This window comes from Streptomyces sp. H27-D2, assembly GCF_035828615.1.
Lineage (GTDB): Bacteria > Actinomycetota > Actinomycetes > Streptomycetales > Streptomycetaceae > Streptomyces.
In genome coordinates, this window is record NZ_JAYMZR010000136.1 from 1 (window position 1) to 15,136 (window position 15,136).

At 72.6% G+C, this 15,136-nt stretch carries 11 protein-coding genes and 1 pseudogene; 1 reads left to right on the forward strand and 11 read right to left on the reverse strand.

The window, feature by feature from the left end; genetic code table 11:
* Positions 1-197: 197 nt before the first annotated feature.
* Genes QMK28_RS31465 through QMK28_RS31510 form a run of 10 tightly spaced genes read right to left on the reverse strand, consistent with a single transcriptional unit; the run spans position 198 to position 11,600 of the window.
* A complete protein-coding gene (locus QMK28_RS31465) occupies positions 198-1,424 on the reverse strand; it encodes a beta-ketoacyl-[acyl-carrier-protein] synthase family protein (RefSeq protein ID WP_326443108.1) in 1,227 nt (408 codons plus the stop codon).
* The gene (locus QMK28_RS31470) at positions 1,424-1,678 is read right to left on the reverse strand and encodes an acyl carrier protein (RefSeq protein ID WP_326443109.1); all 255 of its coding nucleotides are present in this window, start codon (positions 1,676-1,678) and stop codon (positions 1,424-1,426) included. The genes QMK28_RS31465 and QMK28_RS31470 overlap by 1 nt, the downstream gene beginning before the upstream one ends.
* Positions 1,675-2,817, reverse strand: a complete 1,143-nt coding sequence (locus QMK28_RS31475; RefSeq protein ID WP_326443110.1) for a beta-ketoacyl-ACP synthase 3 — start codon at positions 2,815-2,817, stop codon at positions 1,675-1,677. Before QMK28_RS31475 ends, QMK28_RS31470 begins: the two co-directional genes overlap by 4 nt.
* A gap of 26 nt (positions 2,818-2,843) precedes the next feature.
* Positions 2,844-3,686, reverse strand: a complete 843-nt coding sequence (locus tag QMK28_RS31480) for an SDR family NAD(P)-dependent oxidoreductase (protein WP_326443111.1) — start codon at positions 3,684-3,686, stop codon at positions 2,844-2,846.
* Positions 3,683-4,753: a 3-oxoacyl-ACP synthase III family protein gene (locus QMK28_RS31485; protein ID WP_326443112.1), complete on the reverse strand. Its 1,071-nt coding sequence runs from the start codon at positions 4,751-4,753 to the stop codon at positions 3,683-3,685. The genes QMK28_RS31480 and QMK28_RS31485 overlap by 4 nt, the downstream gene beginning before the upstream one ends.
* Entirely contained in the window at positions 4,750-6,687 is a 1,938-nt protein-coding gene (locus QMK28_RS31490) for an acyl-CoA dehydrogenase family protein (RefSeq protein WP_326443113.1), read from the reverse strand. The genes QMK28_RS31485 and QMK28_RS31490 overlap by 4 nt, the downstream gene beginning before the upstream one ends.
* Positions 6,684-7,670, reverse strand: coding sequence for an acyltransferase domain-containing protein (locus QMK28_RS31495; protein WP_326443114.1), 987 nt, complete (start codon positions 7,668-7,670; stop codon positions 6,684-6,686). The genes QMK28_RS31490 and QMK28_RS31495 overlap by 4 nt, the downstream gene beginning before the upstream one ends.
* Positions 7,652-9,496, reverse strand: a complete 1,845-nt coding sequence (locus QMK28_RS31500; protein WP_326443115.1) for a 1-deoxy-D-xylulose-5-phosphate synthase — start codon at positions 9,494-9,496, stop codon at positions 7,652-7,654. The genes QMK28_RS31495 and QMK28_RS31500 overlap by 19 nt, the downstream gene beginning before the upstream one ends.
* Complete coding sequence (locus QMK28_RS31505) at positions 9,493-10,557, reverse strand: 4-hydroxy-3-methylbut-2-enyl diphosphate reductase (protein WP_326443116.1); 1,065 nt, start codon at positions 10,555-10,557, stop codon at positions 9,493-9,495. The genes QMK28_RS31500 and QMK28_RS31505 overlap by 4 nt, the downstream gene beginning before the upstream one ends.
* A complete protein-coding gene (locus QMK28_RS31510) occupies positions 10,557-11,600 on the reverse strand; it encodes a polyprenyl synthetase family protein (RefSeq protein ID WP_326443117.1) in 1,044 nt (347 codons plus the stop codon). Before QMK28_RS31510 ends, QMK28_RS31505 begins: the two co-directional genes overlap by 1 nt.
* Positions 11,601-11,806: 206 nt before the next feature.
* Here QMK28_RS31510 and QMK28_RS31515 point away from each other — a divergent pair, with 206 nt between their 5' ends.
* A complete protein-coding gene (locus QMK28_RS31515; RefSeq protein ID WP_326443118.1) occupies positions 11,807-13,165 on the forward strand; it encodes a hypothetical protein in 1,359 nt (452 codons plus the stop codon).
* Between the two features lie 380 nt (positions 13,166-13,545).
* On the opposite strand, the pseudogene QMK28_RS31520 reads toward QMK28_RS31515, so the two are convergent.
* A pseudogene (locus QMK28_RS31520) lies at positions 13,546-14,981 on the reverse strand (Helicase associated domain protein); the annotation flags it as partial.
* Positions 14,982-15,136 lie beyond the last annotated feature (155 nt).

Here is a 15,136-nt window from a genome sequence, read left to right on the forward strand (position 1 = left end):
CATCTTGACCGCCTCGTCCTTGAATTCAGGACTGAACTTCTTGCGCTGCTTTGCCACGTACTCTCTCCGTTGCTTCGGACATTCATCCTATTGGGACGACTGTCCGGAAACTTCGGGGCGCCTCAGACCGACCGCCCGAAAGTGGCACGGGAGGGGCGTCCAGGCTGGTGTGGTCGGGCTTTGCGGGGCAGACTGACTCAGGAGTGGGCGAGGGCCAGGACGGTGTTGTGGCCGCCGAAGCCGAGGGAGTGGCTCAGGGCGAGGCCGATGTCCTGGGTGCGAGCCTTTCCGGCGATCAGGTCGATGCCGCCGGTGGTGTCGTCGGGGTGCTCGAAGTTCGCCGTGGGCGGAGCACACCCGCGGGCGATGCTGAGGACGGTCAGTGCGGCGTCGATCGCTCCGGATGCTCCCATGGTGTGCCCGAGGACGCCTTTGGCGGCGCTCACAGTGGGAGCGTGCGGTCCGAACAGTTCACGGATCGCGGTCGCCTCGACACGGTCGTTGAGGGGCGTGCTGGTTCCGTGGGCGTTGATGTGGTCGACGTCGCGGGTATGCGCGTCGGCGTCGGCCAGCGCGGCGGAGATCGCGCGGCGCAGCCCGGCGCCGTCCGGGTCCGGTGCTGTGGCGTGGTAGGCGTCGCTGGTGGTGCCGTGGCCCACCAGGACGGCGAGCGTGCGGGCACCGCGGGCGTGGGCGTGGGGAGTGCGTTCGAGGACGAGCAGGCCCGCGCCCTCGCCCAGGACAAAGCCGTCGCGGTCCCGGTCGAAGGGGCGTGAGGCGTGGCCGGGGCTGTGGTGGTTCCGGGAGAGGGCTCCCATCTTGGCGAATGCCGAGGCGCAAAGCGGCGTGATCATGGCGTCGGTGCCGCCCGCGAGGGCGATGTCGCACAGGCCGGCCTCCAGTAGAAGGGAGGCGGTGATGACGGCGGTGGCGCCCGAGGCGCAGGCGGTGGAGGTCTGCAGCGAGGGTCCTCTGATGCCAAGGTCGAGGGCCAGGTGCCCGGCGGTCATGTTGGGCAGGAATCCGGTGAGGGTGAGCGGTGAGACGCCGGTCGGCCCGGCCTCCATGAGCTTGCGGTGCTGGGCCTCCAGGATGCCGATGCCGCCTGCGGCGGAACCCACGACCAGTGCCACCCGGTCCGCGTCCCACCGGGCCCGGTCCAGGCCGGCGTCGGCCAGTGCTTCGTGGGCCGCGGCGAAGAGGAACTGGGTGGCGCGGTCGTAGCGCCAGGGCTGGCGGGCCGGTGTGCTGGTTCGGGGGTCGAACCCTGGGACGCGGCACGCCAGGGTCACCGGAAGGCCGTCGAGTTCGGGGTCGGGGTGTGAGGCGTAGACCCCGCCGCACACGCCCTGCCAGGTCGCTTCGGTACCGATGCCGGCCGGGGTGATCAGGCCGATGCCGGTGACCGCGATGGCTCGGGCCACTACGCGGCCCCGATGTCGCGCTGGTGGATGAGGTCGTTGACGGCACTGGCGACTTCGTCGACGGTCAGGGTGGCGTCGGCGTCGCTGTCGTCGAGGGGGATGTCCCAGTGCTCCTGCAGGGTGACGAACAGTTCGACCACCGCCAGGGAGTCGAGGTCCAGGTCGCCGAGGGTGGCTGCGGGCCGGACACGCTCCTCGGGCGCCTCGAACTTGTCGGTCAGGGTGGTCACCAGGTGCTGGTAGACGGCGTTCATGCGTGGCTCCTCAGTGGATCGGTTGTGGTGGACGTGCGCGGTGTGGTGGACGTGCGGGGTGGGCTGGGGTTGGTGAGGTCCGGGCCGGGGCCTGCCCGTTGGGTGCAGGGGACCGCCGCGGGCCAGTTCAGGGTGACCGACGCCCAGGTCAGGCCGCCTCCGAAGGCGGTGAGCAGAGTGCGTGCACCGGGGGCGACCTGCCGGTGCACCGCGGTGTCGGCCATGACCAGCGGGATGGAGGCGGCGGCGGTGTTGCCGACCTCGTGGATGTTCCCGTGGCAACGGGGCGCGGGGATGGCCAGCCGCTCGGCGACGGAGTCCAGGATGCGCTGGTTGGCCTGGTGTGCGATGAAGGCCTCGACGTCGGCGGGCAGCCACCGGGTCCGGTCCAGGACCTCGCGGGCGGACTGGGTCATCCGGCGGACCGCGTGGGCGTAGACCTCACGCCCGCGCATCTGGAAGTAGTGGGCGTCGGGATCAGGTTCGGGCAGCAGGCGGGGATGCCGGGAACCACCGCCGGGCACGGTGATGAGCTGGTGTCCGCTGCCGTCGGCGCCGAGGTCGGCGGCAAGGACCGCGCCGGGGCGGTCGGGCGGGCCGGGACCGAGCAGGACGGCTGCGGCGCCATCGCCGAAGATGGGCGCGGTGCCGCGGTCGTGCGGGTCGACGATGGTGGAATAGGTATCGGCGGCGACGACCAGCGGGGCGACGCAGGCACCACCGCGGATGAACGCGGTAGCGGTGGTGAGCGCGTAGAGGAATCCCGAGCAGACGGCGGCGAGGTCGAAGGCGGGGACGGTGCCCAGGCCCAAGCGGTGCGCGAGGTGCGGCGCGGTGGCCGGGCAGGGGTGGTCGGGGGTGCTGGTGGCCAGGATCAGCATGTCGGGCGTGGGCGGCGGCCCGGAGGGCTGCGCCCGCGCCGCCGACTCCAGGGCCGCCCGCCCGGCCGCGACGGCCAGGTCGCCGGTGCTCATGCCCGGGGCGGCACGGCGGCGGGTGGTGATCCCGGTGCGGGTACGGATCCAGTCGTCGCTGGTGTGCAGCCCGCCTGTGGCGATGACCTCGTCGTTGCCGACCACGAGGTCGGGCAGGCAAGCGCCGATGCCGATGATGACTGCGGTGAGGCCGTCGAAGCGCATGGGATTTCTCCTGGAGCCGGGTCGGGTCAGAACGCGGTGAACGGCGAGGGGGGCTTGGGGATACCGGCCAGACCGCCGTCAGGCACGGCGAGGCCGCCGTCGACGGCGAGCGCGTGCCCGGTGACGAAGGAGGAGGCTGGCGAGGCCAGGAACAGGGTGGCGAGCGCGACCTCTGCGGGGGTGGCCCAGCGGCCTGCCGGGACGTGGCTCATCAGCCAGTCCGAGAGCGGTTCGGTGCCGCTGGCGAAGGCGGTCATGTCGGTGCGGGTCCAGCCCGGGCACAGGGCGTTGACGCGGATCCCCTGCCGCGCCCAGCCGACCGCGAGGCTGCGGGCCAGGGAGACCTGGGCAGCTTTGGAGGCCGCGTAGGCCTCCATCAGGGGGACACCGATGCGGCCCGCGACGGAGGACATCAGCACCAGGCTGGCGCGCTCGGATTCCGCCAGGTACGGGTGGGAGGCACGGCAGACGGCCGCGGTGGCGTTGAGGTTGACCGCCAGGACCCGGTCCCAGACCTGCTGCGGGAGCTGCTGCAGCGGGACGAGCAGCGGGGTGCCGTCGTCGGCGTGCGCCACGATGCCGGCGTTGTGGACGACGATGTCGAGGCCGCCCAGCGCGGCCGCGGCCTGGTCTACCACCTCGTCCGCGGCACCGGTGTCGGCGAACTCGCCAGCGACGGCGACGGCCTTACGGCCGCGCTCCTCGATCGCGCGGACGGTGCCGTCCAGCGCCGCCTGGGTCCGGGCGGCCACGGCAACGTCGGCACCGGCGTCGGCTAGGGCCTCGGCGACGGCCCGGCCGATGCCGCGCGATGCGCCGGTGACCAGGGCGCGGGCACCGTCGAGTCGGAAGGAGTCGAGAGCGTTCATGCGAGCAGCCTTTCGAGGAGGTGGTGCGGAACGTGGTCGGGGGTGGTGTGCAGCGAGGGGGCGCCGCTCCATTGGAGGAGGACGGTCCCCCAGGTCATGCCGGCGCCGAAGACGGTGATCAGGGCGAGGTCGCCGGGCTGCAGGCCGTGTTCCGCGGCGGCAGTGGCCAGCGCGAACGGGGCGCTGGCGGCGCCGATGTTGCCGACGGCGTCGCCGATCACGGTGACCTGGTCGTCGGTCAGGCCCAGCTCCCGGCTCAGTTGGCGCAGGACGACCGGGTTGGGCTGGTGCGCGATGAGGCGCTTGATGTCGGTGACTGCCAGTCCGTTGCGGTCGAGGGCGTCGTGGACCAATTGGGGGAAGACGTCGCTGATGAAGTGGCTGACGGCCCGTCCGTCCATGCGGATGCGGTGCCCTCCATCGAGCAGGGTGTCCGCGCTGGCCGGGTTGCGGCTGCCGCCGGCCGCGATCAGGACAAGGTCAGCCAGCGTGCCGTCGGAGCCCAGGACGAAGTCGGTGAAGCCGTGCGGAGCGGCGACGGTGCCCAGGACGGCGGCGGCGGCGCCGTCCGCGAACAGTACGGCGGTGCCCCGGTCGGCGGGGTTGAGGAATTTCGAGTAGGCCTCGACGCCGACGACGACGGCGTAGCGGGCCGTCTCGTCGGCTCGCAGCCAGTCGTGGGCCACCTTGGTTGCGAACAGCCAGCCGGAGCAGGCTGCGCTGACGTCCAGGGCCACCGCGTGGGTGGCGCCGACGAGGGCCTGGATCCGGCAGGCGGTGGAGGGGCCGAGTTCGTCGGGGGTGGAGGTGGCGCAGATCAGCACGTCGATGGAGCGGGCGTCGATGCCCGCGGCCCGGACCGCCGAGCGCACCGCGGCGGCGGCCAGGTCGGAAGCTGCCTCGTCGGGCGCGGCGGTGTGGCGCGTGTGCACGCCGGTGCGCTCGCTGATCCACTCCGCACTCACCCCGGCGGCCCGGGCGACCTCGGCATTGGTGCGGATCCGCTCGGGCAGGTAGGTGCCCATGCCGAGGACGCCGATCGCACGGTCTGCGGTGTTCCTGGTCATGCTGTACCTCCACGGTGCCAGTCGAGCGCGTCGGCCAGGGCCTGGTTGTAGTCGGGTGCCGCCAGCGGCGCCGGGACGATCCCGGCGGGGTAGGCGAACGCTTCCTCGATCAGCGGGAGGTGCGGGAGCAGGTCGTCGCAGAGGCGGTCGACGAGCGCGGACAACTCCTGGACGTCTTCCGGTCGCAGGGTTCCGACGGCCAGCAGGGACGCGGCCGAGCGGCCTGCCGCGACCACGCCGTGCAGGCAGGCCAGCAGCCGCAGTGCGGTCGCCAGCTGCGGGTCGACCACGGCCGCGACCGTGCGGGCGACGTCGTCGGCGGCGAGGCGCCGGGTGTAGGCCTCGCCCAGTTCGCCGGCCTGCTCCAGGAGCGGGTTCCACACCTCGAACGCCTCGGCGCCGTTGGCGCTGCGCCCGTCCCGCAGGCGGCGCAGGCGTCCGACGAGCGTGTGCTCATGGGCCCGGGTGACGCCGGCCCACCAGGCGGGGTCCGAGGAGGCGCCCCGGACCGCCGGGGCGACGGCCTCGACGCCGCCCTCGCCGACGCCCTCCTCGACCAGGGCCCGGCCGAGGTCGTACAGGATGAGCTGGCTGTCGCCGCCGGCTGCGTCGAAGGCGTGGAAGAAGCCGTGGTAGGCGGTCATCCGGTTAAGGTCCAGGTGGCCGGAGAGCCCGCAGCGGCGTTGGCACTCCGCAGTGATCCGGGCTGCCTCCCGGACCGCGAGGGCCTTGTATCCCGCCAGGGGCCGGCTCACCGCCGCCCACGGGCCGAAGCCCATCGCGGTGCCGAGATCGTCCGTAGCGGCGGGATCCGTCGCGGTTGCGGTTCCCGCGGGGGCGAGGGATGCGGCCCACAGGGTCCTGGCCGCGTCCGCCGCACAGGTCAGCGCGAACGCGTCGGCGAGTGCGCCGAGCAGGGCGCGCTGCTGGGTGCGGTACTCCAGCAGGGGGATCCCGGGGGCCAGGCGGCCCTGGCTCACGCGTCGGCGTGCGTAGCTCAGGGCGAGGACTGCGGACTGGCGGGTGGCGGCAGCGGCGGCCGACGGCACAGTACCCCACAGGTCCTGGCCCACGCACAGGGTGCGCTGCAGCCGCACGTCCACCGAGCCCAACGGGTCGTGGAAGGTCCCCTCGTCGCTGATGTGCGCACTGTCGCGCAGCCACCGCTCGTAGGGCAGGCGGAGGTGGTGGAAACGCACCTGCGTGTAGTCCAGCGGGAGTTCACTCAGCTCGATGCGCTGCGACAGTTCAACCCCGGTCAGCGGCCCGTCGGCGTCGCTGATGTCCACGACGAACGCGAACACCCCGCAGTCGGCGCGGTCGACGAACAGCCGGGCCAGGACCACAGCGGTGTGCACCACTCCCGGGGTTCCTACCCCGGCGAACTTCGAGGCTGCCGCATCGGGCGTGTGCAGCACGAACTCCCTTGCGGCCGGATCGAACTCGGCACGGGTGCGGACGTCCAGGTGGCTCGTCGCCTGCCCCACCTCCGTGATCATGTAGGAGCCCCTGGCCCGCCCGGACTCCAGTGCCTGGACATGGGCCTTGATCCCCTCCGGCTCCGCGGCGAGGTGAAGCATGGAGCCCAGGCAGAGCAGGTAGTGCACCAACGACGCCATGCACAGGGCCGGATCGGCGGCCATCGCCCAGGCGTGCAGCGCAGCCAAACGGGCGGGATCCTCGAAGAGTTCGCGGGCGGTGGGCAGTCCCCGGCCCAGCTGGCTCTGGCGCCGGGCGACACGGGTACCGATGCGCTCCGGACCGGGCGCCGCAGGCACCCGTTCCGGAGTCAGCAACTCACCCAGGGAGGCGAGAAACACGGGGTCGCAGGGACCGTGGACGAGCAGCGCCAGTTCGGCACCGGGACTCCGGGACGGGGATGCGCTGTGCATAGAGACCTCCGGGAAGGTGTCGTGGTCGCGCAGGGAGCTCATGCCGACCGCCAGGCGAACGCCTCGGCCAGCGGAGCGTGGACTGTGACGGGGCGGTCCGCCAGGACGCGATGGGCGCTCTGCGCCAGGGCGCTGCCGGTCCCGGCCTCGAAGAACGTGGTGGGACGCTGCTGCGCCGCCTGCAGCAGTACCTGGGGCAGTCGCACCGGCCGGATCAGGCAGTCGGCCAGTCGACGGGGCAAGTCGTCGGCAGGGGTGTAGGCCCGTCCGGCGACCGCCGAGTAGACGACGCACCCGGCCTGCCGCGCCGAGTAGGCGCGCACGGCGGCCGCGAACGTCTCGGCCTGCCGCACCAGGGCCGGGTGATGGGAGGAGAAGGGCAGTCGCAGCCGAGCGGCCGTCACTTTCCTCGCGGCCGCGTGCTCCTCCAGCGCCGCCAGTTCCGCCACCGGCCCGCTGACGACGGTGGCACCGCTGTCGTTGACGCAGGCCACCACCACATTGCGGGTCTCGGGACGGTCCAGCAGTTGGGCCGCGACCGGCTCGGCGCACGCCAGGAAGCTCATGCCGCCGGGGCAGGAGGCGAGGACCACGGCCAGGTCGTAGGCGATCCGGGCACCGTCGCCGATGCTGTACACGCCTGCTGCAGTCAGAGAGGCGATCTCGCCAAAACTGATGCCGAGTACCGTGTCCGGTTCGCCGGAGGCTTCGCGGAGCGCTTGATGGATCGCCATGGAGGCTCCGAAGACCGCGAGTTGGGCTGTTCCGATGGTGGCACGGTCCAGATCCCGCCCGCTGGGCGCCCGGTCGCCGAACAGCCAAGGGCTCAGCGGCAGCGCACCGTGCTCCAGCGCGACCTGGTCCACCTGCTCGAACACGGCAACGGCGGCCCGCCGCAGCGCGCCACCGGGGCGGGTGAGCCGCACCAGCGGGCTGATCGGGAAGTCACCCTGACCCGGAAACAGATGCACGATGCCGGGGACAGTCGGCGCCGCCCGGTCCGCTGTCACGCGGCTGTGGCGCATATCGCTCCTCCCTCGGCCCGATACGGACCGGAAAGCAGCCGGACGGGTGGACGGAGGTCCAGGATCGCCACCAGCATCCCCGCGGCGGTGAGGCACCCGGCATCGGACGTCGGCAGGTCCGGCCCGGTGCGGTGCGGGGAGCTGTGGCTCCCCTGGATCGCGGCAAGGTCGTGGGACATCTGGTATTGCCGAGTGACCGCGTACCGGGGAGCCGGGGCGGGCAGAGCGGTGGGATCGGTGGCGAAGTCGAGCAGGGCCGGGTCCAGCGGGGCGGTCCAACGGGGGTCGATGACAGTGACCGGGATGCCCTGCCCGCTGAGTTGGGCGGCGGCGGCCAGGCAGGGTGCGGCGAGGGGGCCGACCGCGATCAGGAGGACGTCGGCGGCGGGGTCTTCGCGCAGCACGTGGAGGCGTCCCTGGCTGCGCAGGGCGGGGATGTCGGGTCCTGCGGCGGCTTTGGGGTAGCGGATGGCGGTGGGGCCGTCGTGGGTGCTGACGGCTTCGCGCAGCAGTTCGCGCAAGGAGGCGGGGTCGCGGGGGGAGGCCAGCCGCAGGCCGGGGATGGCGGGCAGGACGGAGGCGTCCCACATGCCGTGGTGGCTGGGTCCGTCGGGGCCGGTGATGCCGGCGCGGTCCAGGACGAAGGTGACGGGCAGGTGGTGCATCGCCACGTCGGTGAGGACTTGGTCGAAGGCGCGGTTGAGGAAGGTGGCGTAGAGCGCGACGACGGGGTGCAGGCCGCCCAGGGCGAGGCCGGCCGCGCTGGTGACGGCGTGCTGTTCGGCGATGCCGACGTCGAAGACCCGCTCGGGGAACGCGGCGGCGAAGGGGGCGAGTCCGGTGGGTCTCAGCATGGAGGCGGTGATGGCGACGAGGTCGTCGCGTTCGGCTCCGAGTTCGCGCAGTGCGTCGCCGAAGACGCTGGTCCAGGTGGCACTGCTGGTGCTGGCGGTGGTGGAGGTGGTGGGATAGCCGGTGGCCGGGTCGACGACACCGACGGTGTGCAGGCAGTCGGCTTCGTCGTTCTCGGCCGGGGGGTAGCCCTTGCCCTTGAGTGTTTCGACGTGCAGCACCGCGGGGCGGTTCAGGGCGCGGGCGCGGCGCAGTGCGTGCTCGAGGGCGGTGGTGTCGTGGCCGTCGACGGGGCCGAGGTAGGCGAAGCCCAGGTCGGTGAAGACGTTGCGGCGCTCCTCGGAGCCGGCGTCGGTTTTGAGGGTGGTGAGGTGGTTGGTGAGGGCGCCGGTGGTGGGGGCGTAGGAGCGGCCGTTGTCGTTGAGGACCACGATGACGGGGCGGTCGGGGGCCGCGCCCAGGTTGTTCAGCGCTTCCCAGGCCATGCCGCCGGTCATCGCCCCGTCCCCGATGAGGGCGACGACTGCGCGCTGGTTCTCGCCGCGCAGTTGGAAGGCTTTAGCGAGGCCGTCGGCGTAGGACAGGGCGGTGGAGGCGTGCGAGTTCTCGGTCCAGTCGTGGTCGGATTCGGCGCGGGAGGGGTAGCCGGCGAGGCCGTCGGGCTGGCGCAGGGTGTCGAAGTCGTCCTGGCGGCCGGTGAGGATCTTGTGGATGTAGGCCTGGTGGCCGATGTCGAAGATCAGCGCGTCGGTGGGGGAGTGGAAGACCCGGTGCAGGGCGAGGGTCAGCTCCACGACCCCGAGGTTCGGGCCGAGGTGGCCGCCGGTGACGGAGACCTTCTCGATCAGGAACGCACGGATCTCGTCGGCCAGTCGGGGCAGGGCCGAGGCGGGCAGGGCGCGCAGGGCGGCGGGGCCGGTGAGGCCGGGCAGCAGCGCGGAGACCGGGGTGGGGGAAATGGGGGTGGTGGTCATGGGGTCCTCACTGCTGAGGGGAGGGCGAAGTAGGTGGTTTCCCGGGTGGTTTCGCGTTCCGTGACGGTGAGGGGGCCCAGGGTGGCCAGGTGCGCGATGACTGCGTCGAGCAGGGCCGAGGGTGCGGAGGCGCCGGCGGTGAGGGCGATCACCTGGACGCCGTCGAGCCAGGCGGGCTGGATGGCGGTGGCGTCCTCGATGAGGTGGGCGGGGGTGCCCTGGCGGCGGGCGAGTTCGGCCAGCCGTACGGAGTTTGAGGAGTTGTCCGAGCCGACCACCAGGACCAGGTCGGCCTCGGCGGCCAGGGCTTGAAGGGCGTGCTGGCGGTTGGTGGTGGCGTAGCAGATGTCGTCGGAGGGCGGGTCTTTCAGGGCGGGGAAGCGGGCGCGGAGGGCGTCGATGACCTCGGCGGTCTCGTCGAGGGCCAGGGTGGTCTGGGTCAGGTAGGAGATGCGGGTCGGGTCGGGGATGTGCAGGGTGGCGACGTCGGCGGCGGTCTCGAGCAGGACGGTGGACTGCGGGGCTTCGCCGTAGGTGCCCTCGACTTCTTCGTGTCCGGCGTGGCCGATCAGGACGACGGTGTCGCCGCGGGCGGCGAACCGGACGGCTTCCTTGTGGACCTTGGTGACCAGCGGGCAGGTCGCGTCGACGACCTCCAGCTGCCGTTCGGCGGCCTGCTGGTGGACGGCGGGGGCCACCCCGTGGGCGGAGAAGACCACCGTGGCCCCTTCGGGCACGGCGTCCAGTTCGTCGACGAACACCGCCCCGCGGCGGGACAGGTCCCCGATCACGTGGGTGTTGTGGACGATCTGCTTACGGACGTAGACCGGGCCGTCGGTGCGGTCCAGTAGTTTCTCCACGGTGTCGATGGCGCGCTCCACCCCCGCGCAGAACGAGCGCGGCGCGGCCAGCAGCACCGTGCGCGGACCGGCCCCCACCGGTGACGGCACCGGTGCCCCGGTGGCGGGAGTCCGGACGGGACGCGCGTCGGCGGACACCGCGATGCCCAGCCCCACCGGGGTGGAGCCGCCGTCTCGGCGGGCGTGCGGGGCACCGGCCATCACCTCTCCCGGTGGGTCAGGACGTGCGCGAGCGCGGTCAGATCAGCCAGGGCTTCGGGGTGCGGGTCGGCCTCGTCCAGCGCCGCGAAGGCGCGGGCCAGTTCCTGCTGGGCGGCCTGCCCCGCGCTGCTGCGGCCTCCGGCCTCGCTCACCCAGCGGGCGGCCTGCGCCAGTTGATCGCCGGTCAACGGATCGCCGCCCGCGTACAGTGCGGCCAAGTCCCGGCCCGCCCGGGTGTCCGACGCCAGAGCGGCCAGCACCGGGTAGGTCTTCTTGCGCGCGGCGAGATCCGCGCCCACCGGTTTGCCGGTGATCCGCGGGTCGCCGAAAATCCCGAGCAGGTCGTCCACGATCTGGAAGGCCACTCCCAGATACCGTCCGAATCCGGCCAATCGCCCGGCACGGTCCTCCCCCGCGCCGCCGGCCAGCGCGCCCACCGCGCACGCGCAGCCCATCAGCGCCCCGGTCTTCGCCGACGCCATCGCGGTGTACTGCTCCACCGTCACGTCCGTGCGCAATGCGAAGGCCACATCGGCGGCCTGGCCCTCGACCAGTTCCACCACGGCCCCTGCCAGCCACGAGACCGACCGCGCCGCCCGGGGCCCGGGATCACCGGCCGCCGTCTGACAGGCCAGCGCCAGCAGCACGTCCCCGGTCAGCACCGCCGCCGGAACCCCGAACGCCCGCCACACCGTGGGCCGGTGCCGACGCGTCCGGTCACCGTCGATGATGTCGTCGTGGACCAGCGAGAAGGCGTGCACCAACTCGACCGCCACCGCCGCGCTCACCGCGTCCCGCGCCCGGCCGCCCACCGCCTCAGCACAGGCGAAGGCCAGCGCCGGACGCACCGCCTTGCCCCGCACCGCCGCCACGGACCGACCGTCGGCATCCAGCCATCCCAGGTGATAGCCGGCCGGCCAGGCCATCGCCGGCGGCAGCTGCTCGACCCAGCCGCGCAGCCCCGGCTCCACGCCGAGCCGGGCGCGGGCCAGCAGGTCCCGGCCCCGCCGCGCGGGCAGTTCGACAGCCGGCGCAGTCGCCATGACGTCTCCCTCTCATCCGAACGCATCCGAAACCTGAAATACGCGGGTGTCCTGATTACGGCGGCCGGTCCCCGGGCGCCGCCGCGATCAGGCACCCTTCAAGTGAGCGCCCATCCGTCCGGATGAGAGCCGTGTTCCGGGCGTGGAAGCGTGAACGCGTTGAACGCCACACGGCGGCGCACCTCGCGGGGCCCAGGAGGACCTCCATGCCCCACCGCCCCCCCAACCGCCAACTGACCGCACTGCTTCTGGAGGCCCACTGGAGCTCGGGAGAACTGGCGCGGGCCGTCAACGCCCTGGGCACGCTGCAGGGACTGCCGCTCCGCTACGACCGCACCGCGGTGGCCCACTGGCTCACCGGATCACGCCCCAACGGCCCCGTCCCCGACCTCGCGGCCCAAGCCCTCAGCCACCGCAGCGGACGGTTGATCACCGCCGCGGACACCGGCCTCGCCCAGTCCCTTCAGCCACACACGGCCCCCCGGGACAGGCCGGGCATGGAGAGCGACCCCGTACTCCGCCTGATCGCCCTGTGCCGAAACGACGCGGATCCCGCACGCCGGGCCGACCTCACCCAAGCCGCCTACACCCTGGCGATCCTCACCCTCCCCGCCTGGCCCCGCACCGGCCCCCTCCACCGCCCGGCGCTCAAGCGCGGAGCGTCGTCGGCCGACGTACAGACCCTCACCGAGATGACCGACGTCTTCTCCGGTCTGGCCGACGCCCACGGCGGCGCCCACGCCCGCTCCGCCCTGGCCACCTACCTCGCCGACGACGCCGGCCGCCTGCTGACCGCTCCCGCCCCCGCCGGCCTGCACCGTCAACTACTGACCTGCTGCGCCCAGTTGACCCACCTGCTCGCGTCCATGACCACCGACACCGGCCACCACGGCCTAGCCCAGCGCTACTACACAACAGCCCTGACCCTGGCCCACCACGCCAACGACCGCACCACCTACGCCATCACGCTGCGCGCCATGAGCACCCAGACGCTCCGTCTCGGCCACCCCCGTCGCGCCGCCGACCTCGCCGAAGCCGCCGTCGACACCGCCGGATCCGCGGTCGGCCCAGCCACCTTGGCTTTCCTCCTCGCGCAGCGCGCCCTCACCCACGCCACCAACGGCCGGCCCCGCCAAGCGCTGGCCGACCTGGACACCGCGGAACACGCGCACGACCGGGCCGCCATCCGCCCCGGGCCCTTCACCGCCTACCCACGGGCCGGACTCGACTACCAGCGCGCCGAAACCTTCCACCTCCTGGGCCGCCCCACGCTGGCCCTGGCCGCCTTCCACGCCTCGGCACGCCACCGCACCCCCGCCCAGCGCAAGAGCCAGGCCCTCACCGAGGTCCGGCTGGCCGAAATCCTGCTGTCCGCCGGCCAGTTGGAGGAGGCCTGCACCCACGGGCACACCTTCCTCGACCACTACCCCCACCTGCACTCCACCCAGGTCGACCAGGCTCTGGCCCGCCTGCGCCAACACCTGCTCAGCTTCCCCAACCAACCCCACGCCACCGCCCTGCAAGAACGCGCCCGCACCCTCAGCCCGTCCCGCACCGGTCACTGAGCCCACCCACCAGGCTGAGGCACCCGCCTCACCCCACCATCGCCGCTGTCCCATCGCCGGCCGATGCCCGACTCCAGGACGCGGCCGCTCCCCCGCTTCCCCCGTCGGCCTCGCCCGGGTGCGTCGACGCCTCCCCGGACGGCGCGGCGGGAGCGGATGCCCCGGGATCCGTCGAGGACACACCAGGCACAGTCGGGACAGCCGGGGCACTCAAAGCAAAAGGATCGTTCATGCGCCGATCCTGCACGCCCTGATGCCCGCCCCCCCGGACACACCAGAGGCGGCAGGGACTTGCACCCCTGGGTGCGTTCCCTGTTGGTGCACTCGCCCCAACCAGGACGGCGTCGCGATCCGCCCCGGCCCCGGCGGCGCGGCGGGCAGCGCGCTGTCCGGCGGCAGGCGCCATTGCCCAGGCCGTTCTTCTGGCCCTTGCGGCGGAGGTTGGCCAGGTGCTGCCCGACGGGCACCATCGCCTCGCCCTCGCCCCACACGGCGTCCTGGCGGGGCGCGAGGTGCCCGGTGGCCCGCCGGTAGGACCGGAGCGCGGCGAGCTTGCTTTCCCACGCTTCCTCGCCCGGCTCCCAGACCATCCCGGCCTCCGGCGCGTCCAGCAGCTCCTTGCGCCGCTCCTCCAGCTCACCCGCCCGCAGCGCCTTCCGCTGCTGGTGCACCCACCTGCCCAGCGGGAAGTCCTTCGTGACGCCGACCTCGGTCTCCACGTCGTAGGCCACGGCGTGCAGGCCGGTGACCTCGTTCTCCGCCCGCCACCGGATGAGGGCCTGGTAGCCCTCCAGCCACACCAGCGACTCCGGCCGGTAGACGCGGGTGCGCAGGAACGCCGTGATCGTCGCCGCGTCGCGCGGGCTGGAGAAGTGGAGCAGCGCCGAATCGGCGGCGGCCTGCGTGTCGTCCTGCTCCGGGTCCTCGTTGTCCTCGCCGCCAGCCCCGACGATCTGCCCGTCCTCATCACGCTTCACGTGCGTGCGTCGCTCGTGCTGGCCCCGAGAGAGCGCGCGGGAGGTGAGCTGCTCAACGAGTCGTTCATCATGACTGCGGAGGCCCTGGAGGACCGCTACAAGAGGGCGGAAGCTGGCGCTGGCGACCATGTCGGTCGGGTCCTCGTTCGGCTCCAGGAAGACTGGCACGATGATGCGCGCGATCTTGGTGGTGCCGTCGCGGTTGAGGCGCAGCGCCCGGCCGATGTTCTGCACGATCTCCACTGCGAGCCGCGGGTGTCCGCGAAGCAGACGGCTTCCACGCCCCGCTCGCCGGTGATGTCCACGCCTTCCCCGAGCACGCGAACACTCGCGAGGAACGCCCGGTGCACCCGGCGGTTGTTGGCGTCGATGCCGCCTGCGAACTGGCGCAGGACCTCGCGTCGCTCGGAGACGAGGTGGTCGCCGCACAGCCACGCCGACCACACGCGGTCCGGGGGTACGTGGCGGCCGGCCTCCAGCTCGTAGAACTCCGCGTCGATCGACGACTTCGGCAGGCTCTCCGCCTTCGCCAGGTCGTCGTCGGACGCGTCGGTGACGTACAGCTCCGCGGCCGTCTCCGGCAGCTTCTCCGCGAACGCGGCGGCCTCTTCGACCTTCTGGTGGAACGTCATGACGGTGCGCAGGTTCCACCGCGCCGTGTGCTCCAGGAGCGCGGTCTGCAGGAGCGCGAGCCGCCGGCCCCGCAGCGCCTCCTCCGACAGTCCGAGGACCGGCGAGGGGTCGCGGATCTCCAGGACGTCGATCTCGAAGCCCGCGAGAATCTCGCGCTCGATCGCCTCGCTCAGCCCGAGTTCGGCCAGCCACTGGCCGTAGGTTCCAGCAGACCCGAGCGCTATGTCACTAGATGCAATACCGGTGTTTTAGGGCTTTGTTCGTGAGGCCGGGGCTGTTTTGGTGGGCTTGACGAGGGTGACGACGGGGGTGTCGGTGCGTGGCGGGTTGCTGTGTTCGGCGCGTTTGAGTGCCCAGTTGG

What these genes read in the sequence shown, in the direction of transcription:
- QMK28_RS31470 (WP_326443109.1), bottom strand. Translation starts at nt 1,678, where the DNA reads ATGAACGCCGTCTACCAGCACCTGGTGACCACCCTGACCGACAAGTTC.
- QMK28_RS31475 (WP_326443110.1), bottom strand. Translation starts at nt 2,817, where the DNA reads ATGCGCTTCGACGGCCTCACCGCAGTCATCATCGGCATCGGCGCTTGC.
- QMK28_RS31480 (WP_326443111.1), bottom strand. Translation starts at nt 3,686, where the DNA reads ATGAACGCTCTCGACTCCTTCCGACTCGACGGTGCCCGCGCCCTGGTC.
- QMK28_RS31485 (WP_326443112.1), bottom strand. Translation starts at nt 4,753, where the DNA reads ATGACCAGGAACACCGCAGACCGTGCGATCGGCGTCCTCGGCATGGGC.
- QMK28_RS31490 (WP_326443113.1), bottom strand. Translation starts at nt 6,687, where the DNA reads ATGAGCTCCCTGCGCGACCACGACACCTTCCCGGAGGTCTCTATGCAC.
- QMK28_RS31495 (WP_326443114.1), bottom strand. Translation starts at nt 7,670, where the DNA reads ATGCGCCACAGCCGCGTGACAGCGGACCGGGCGGCGCCGACTGTCCCC.
- QMK28_RS31500 (WP_326443115.1), bottom strand. Translation starts at nt 9,496, where the DNA reads ATGACCACCACCCCCATTTCCCCCACCCCGGTCTCCGCGCTGCTGCCC.
- QMK28_RS31505 (WP_326443116.1), bottom strand. Translation starts at nt 10,557, where the DNA reads ATGGCCGGTGCCCCGCACGCCCGCCGAGACGGCGGCTCCACCCCGGTG.
- QMK28_RS31510 (WP_326443117.1), bottom strand. Translation starts at nt 11,600, where the DNA reads ATGGCGACTGCGCCGGCTGTCGAACTGCCCGCGCGGCGGGGCCGGGAC.
- QMK28_RS31515 (WP_326443118.1), top strand. Translation starts at nt 11,807, where the DNA reads ATGCCCCACCGCCCCCCCAACCGCCAACTGACCGCACTGCTTCTGGAG.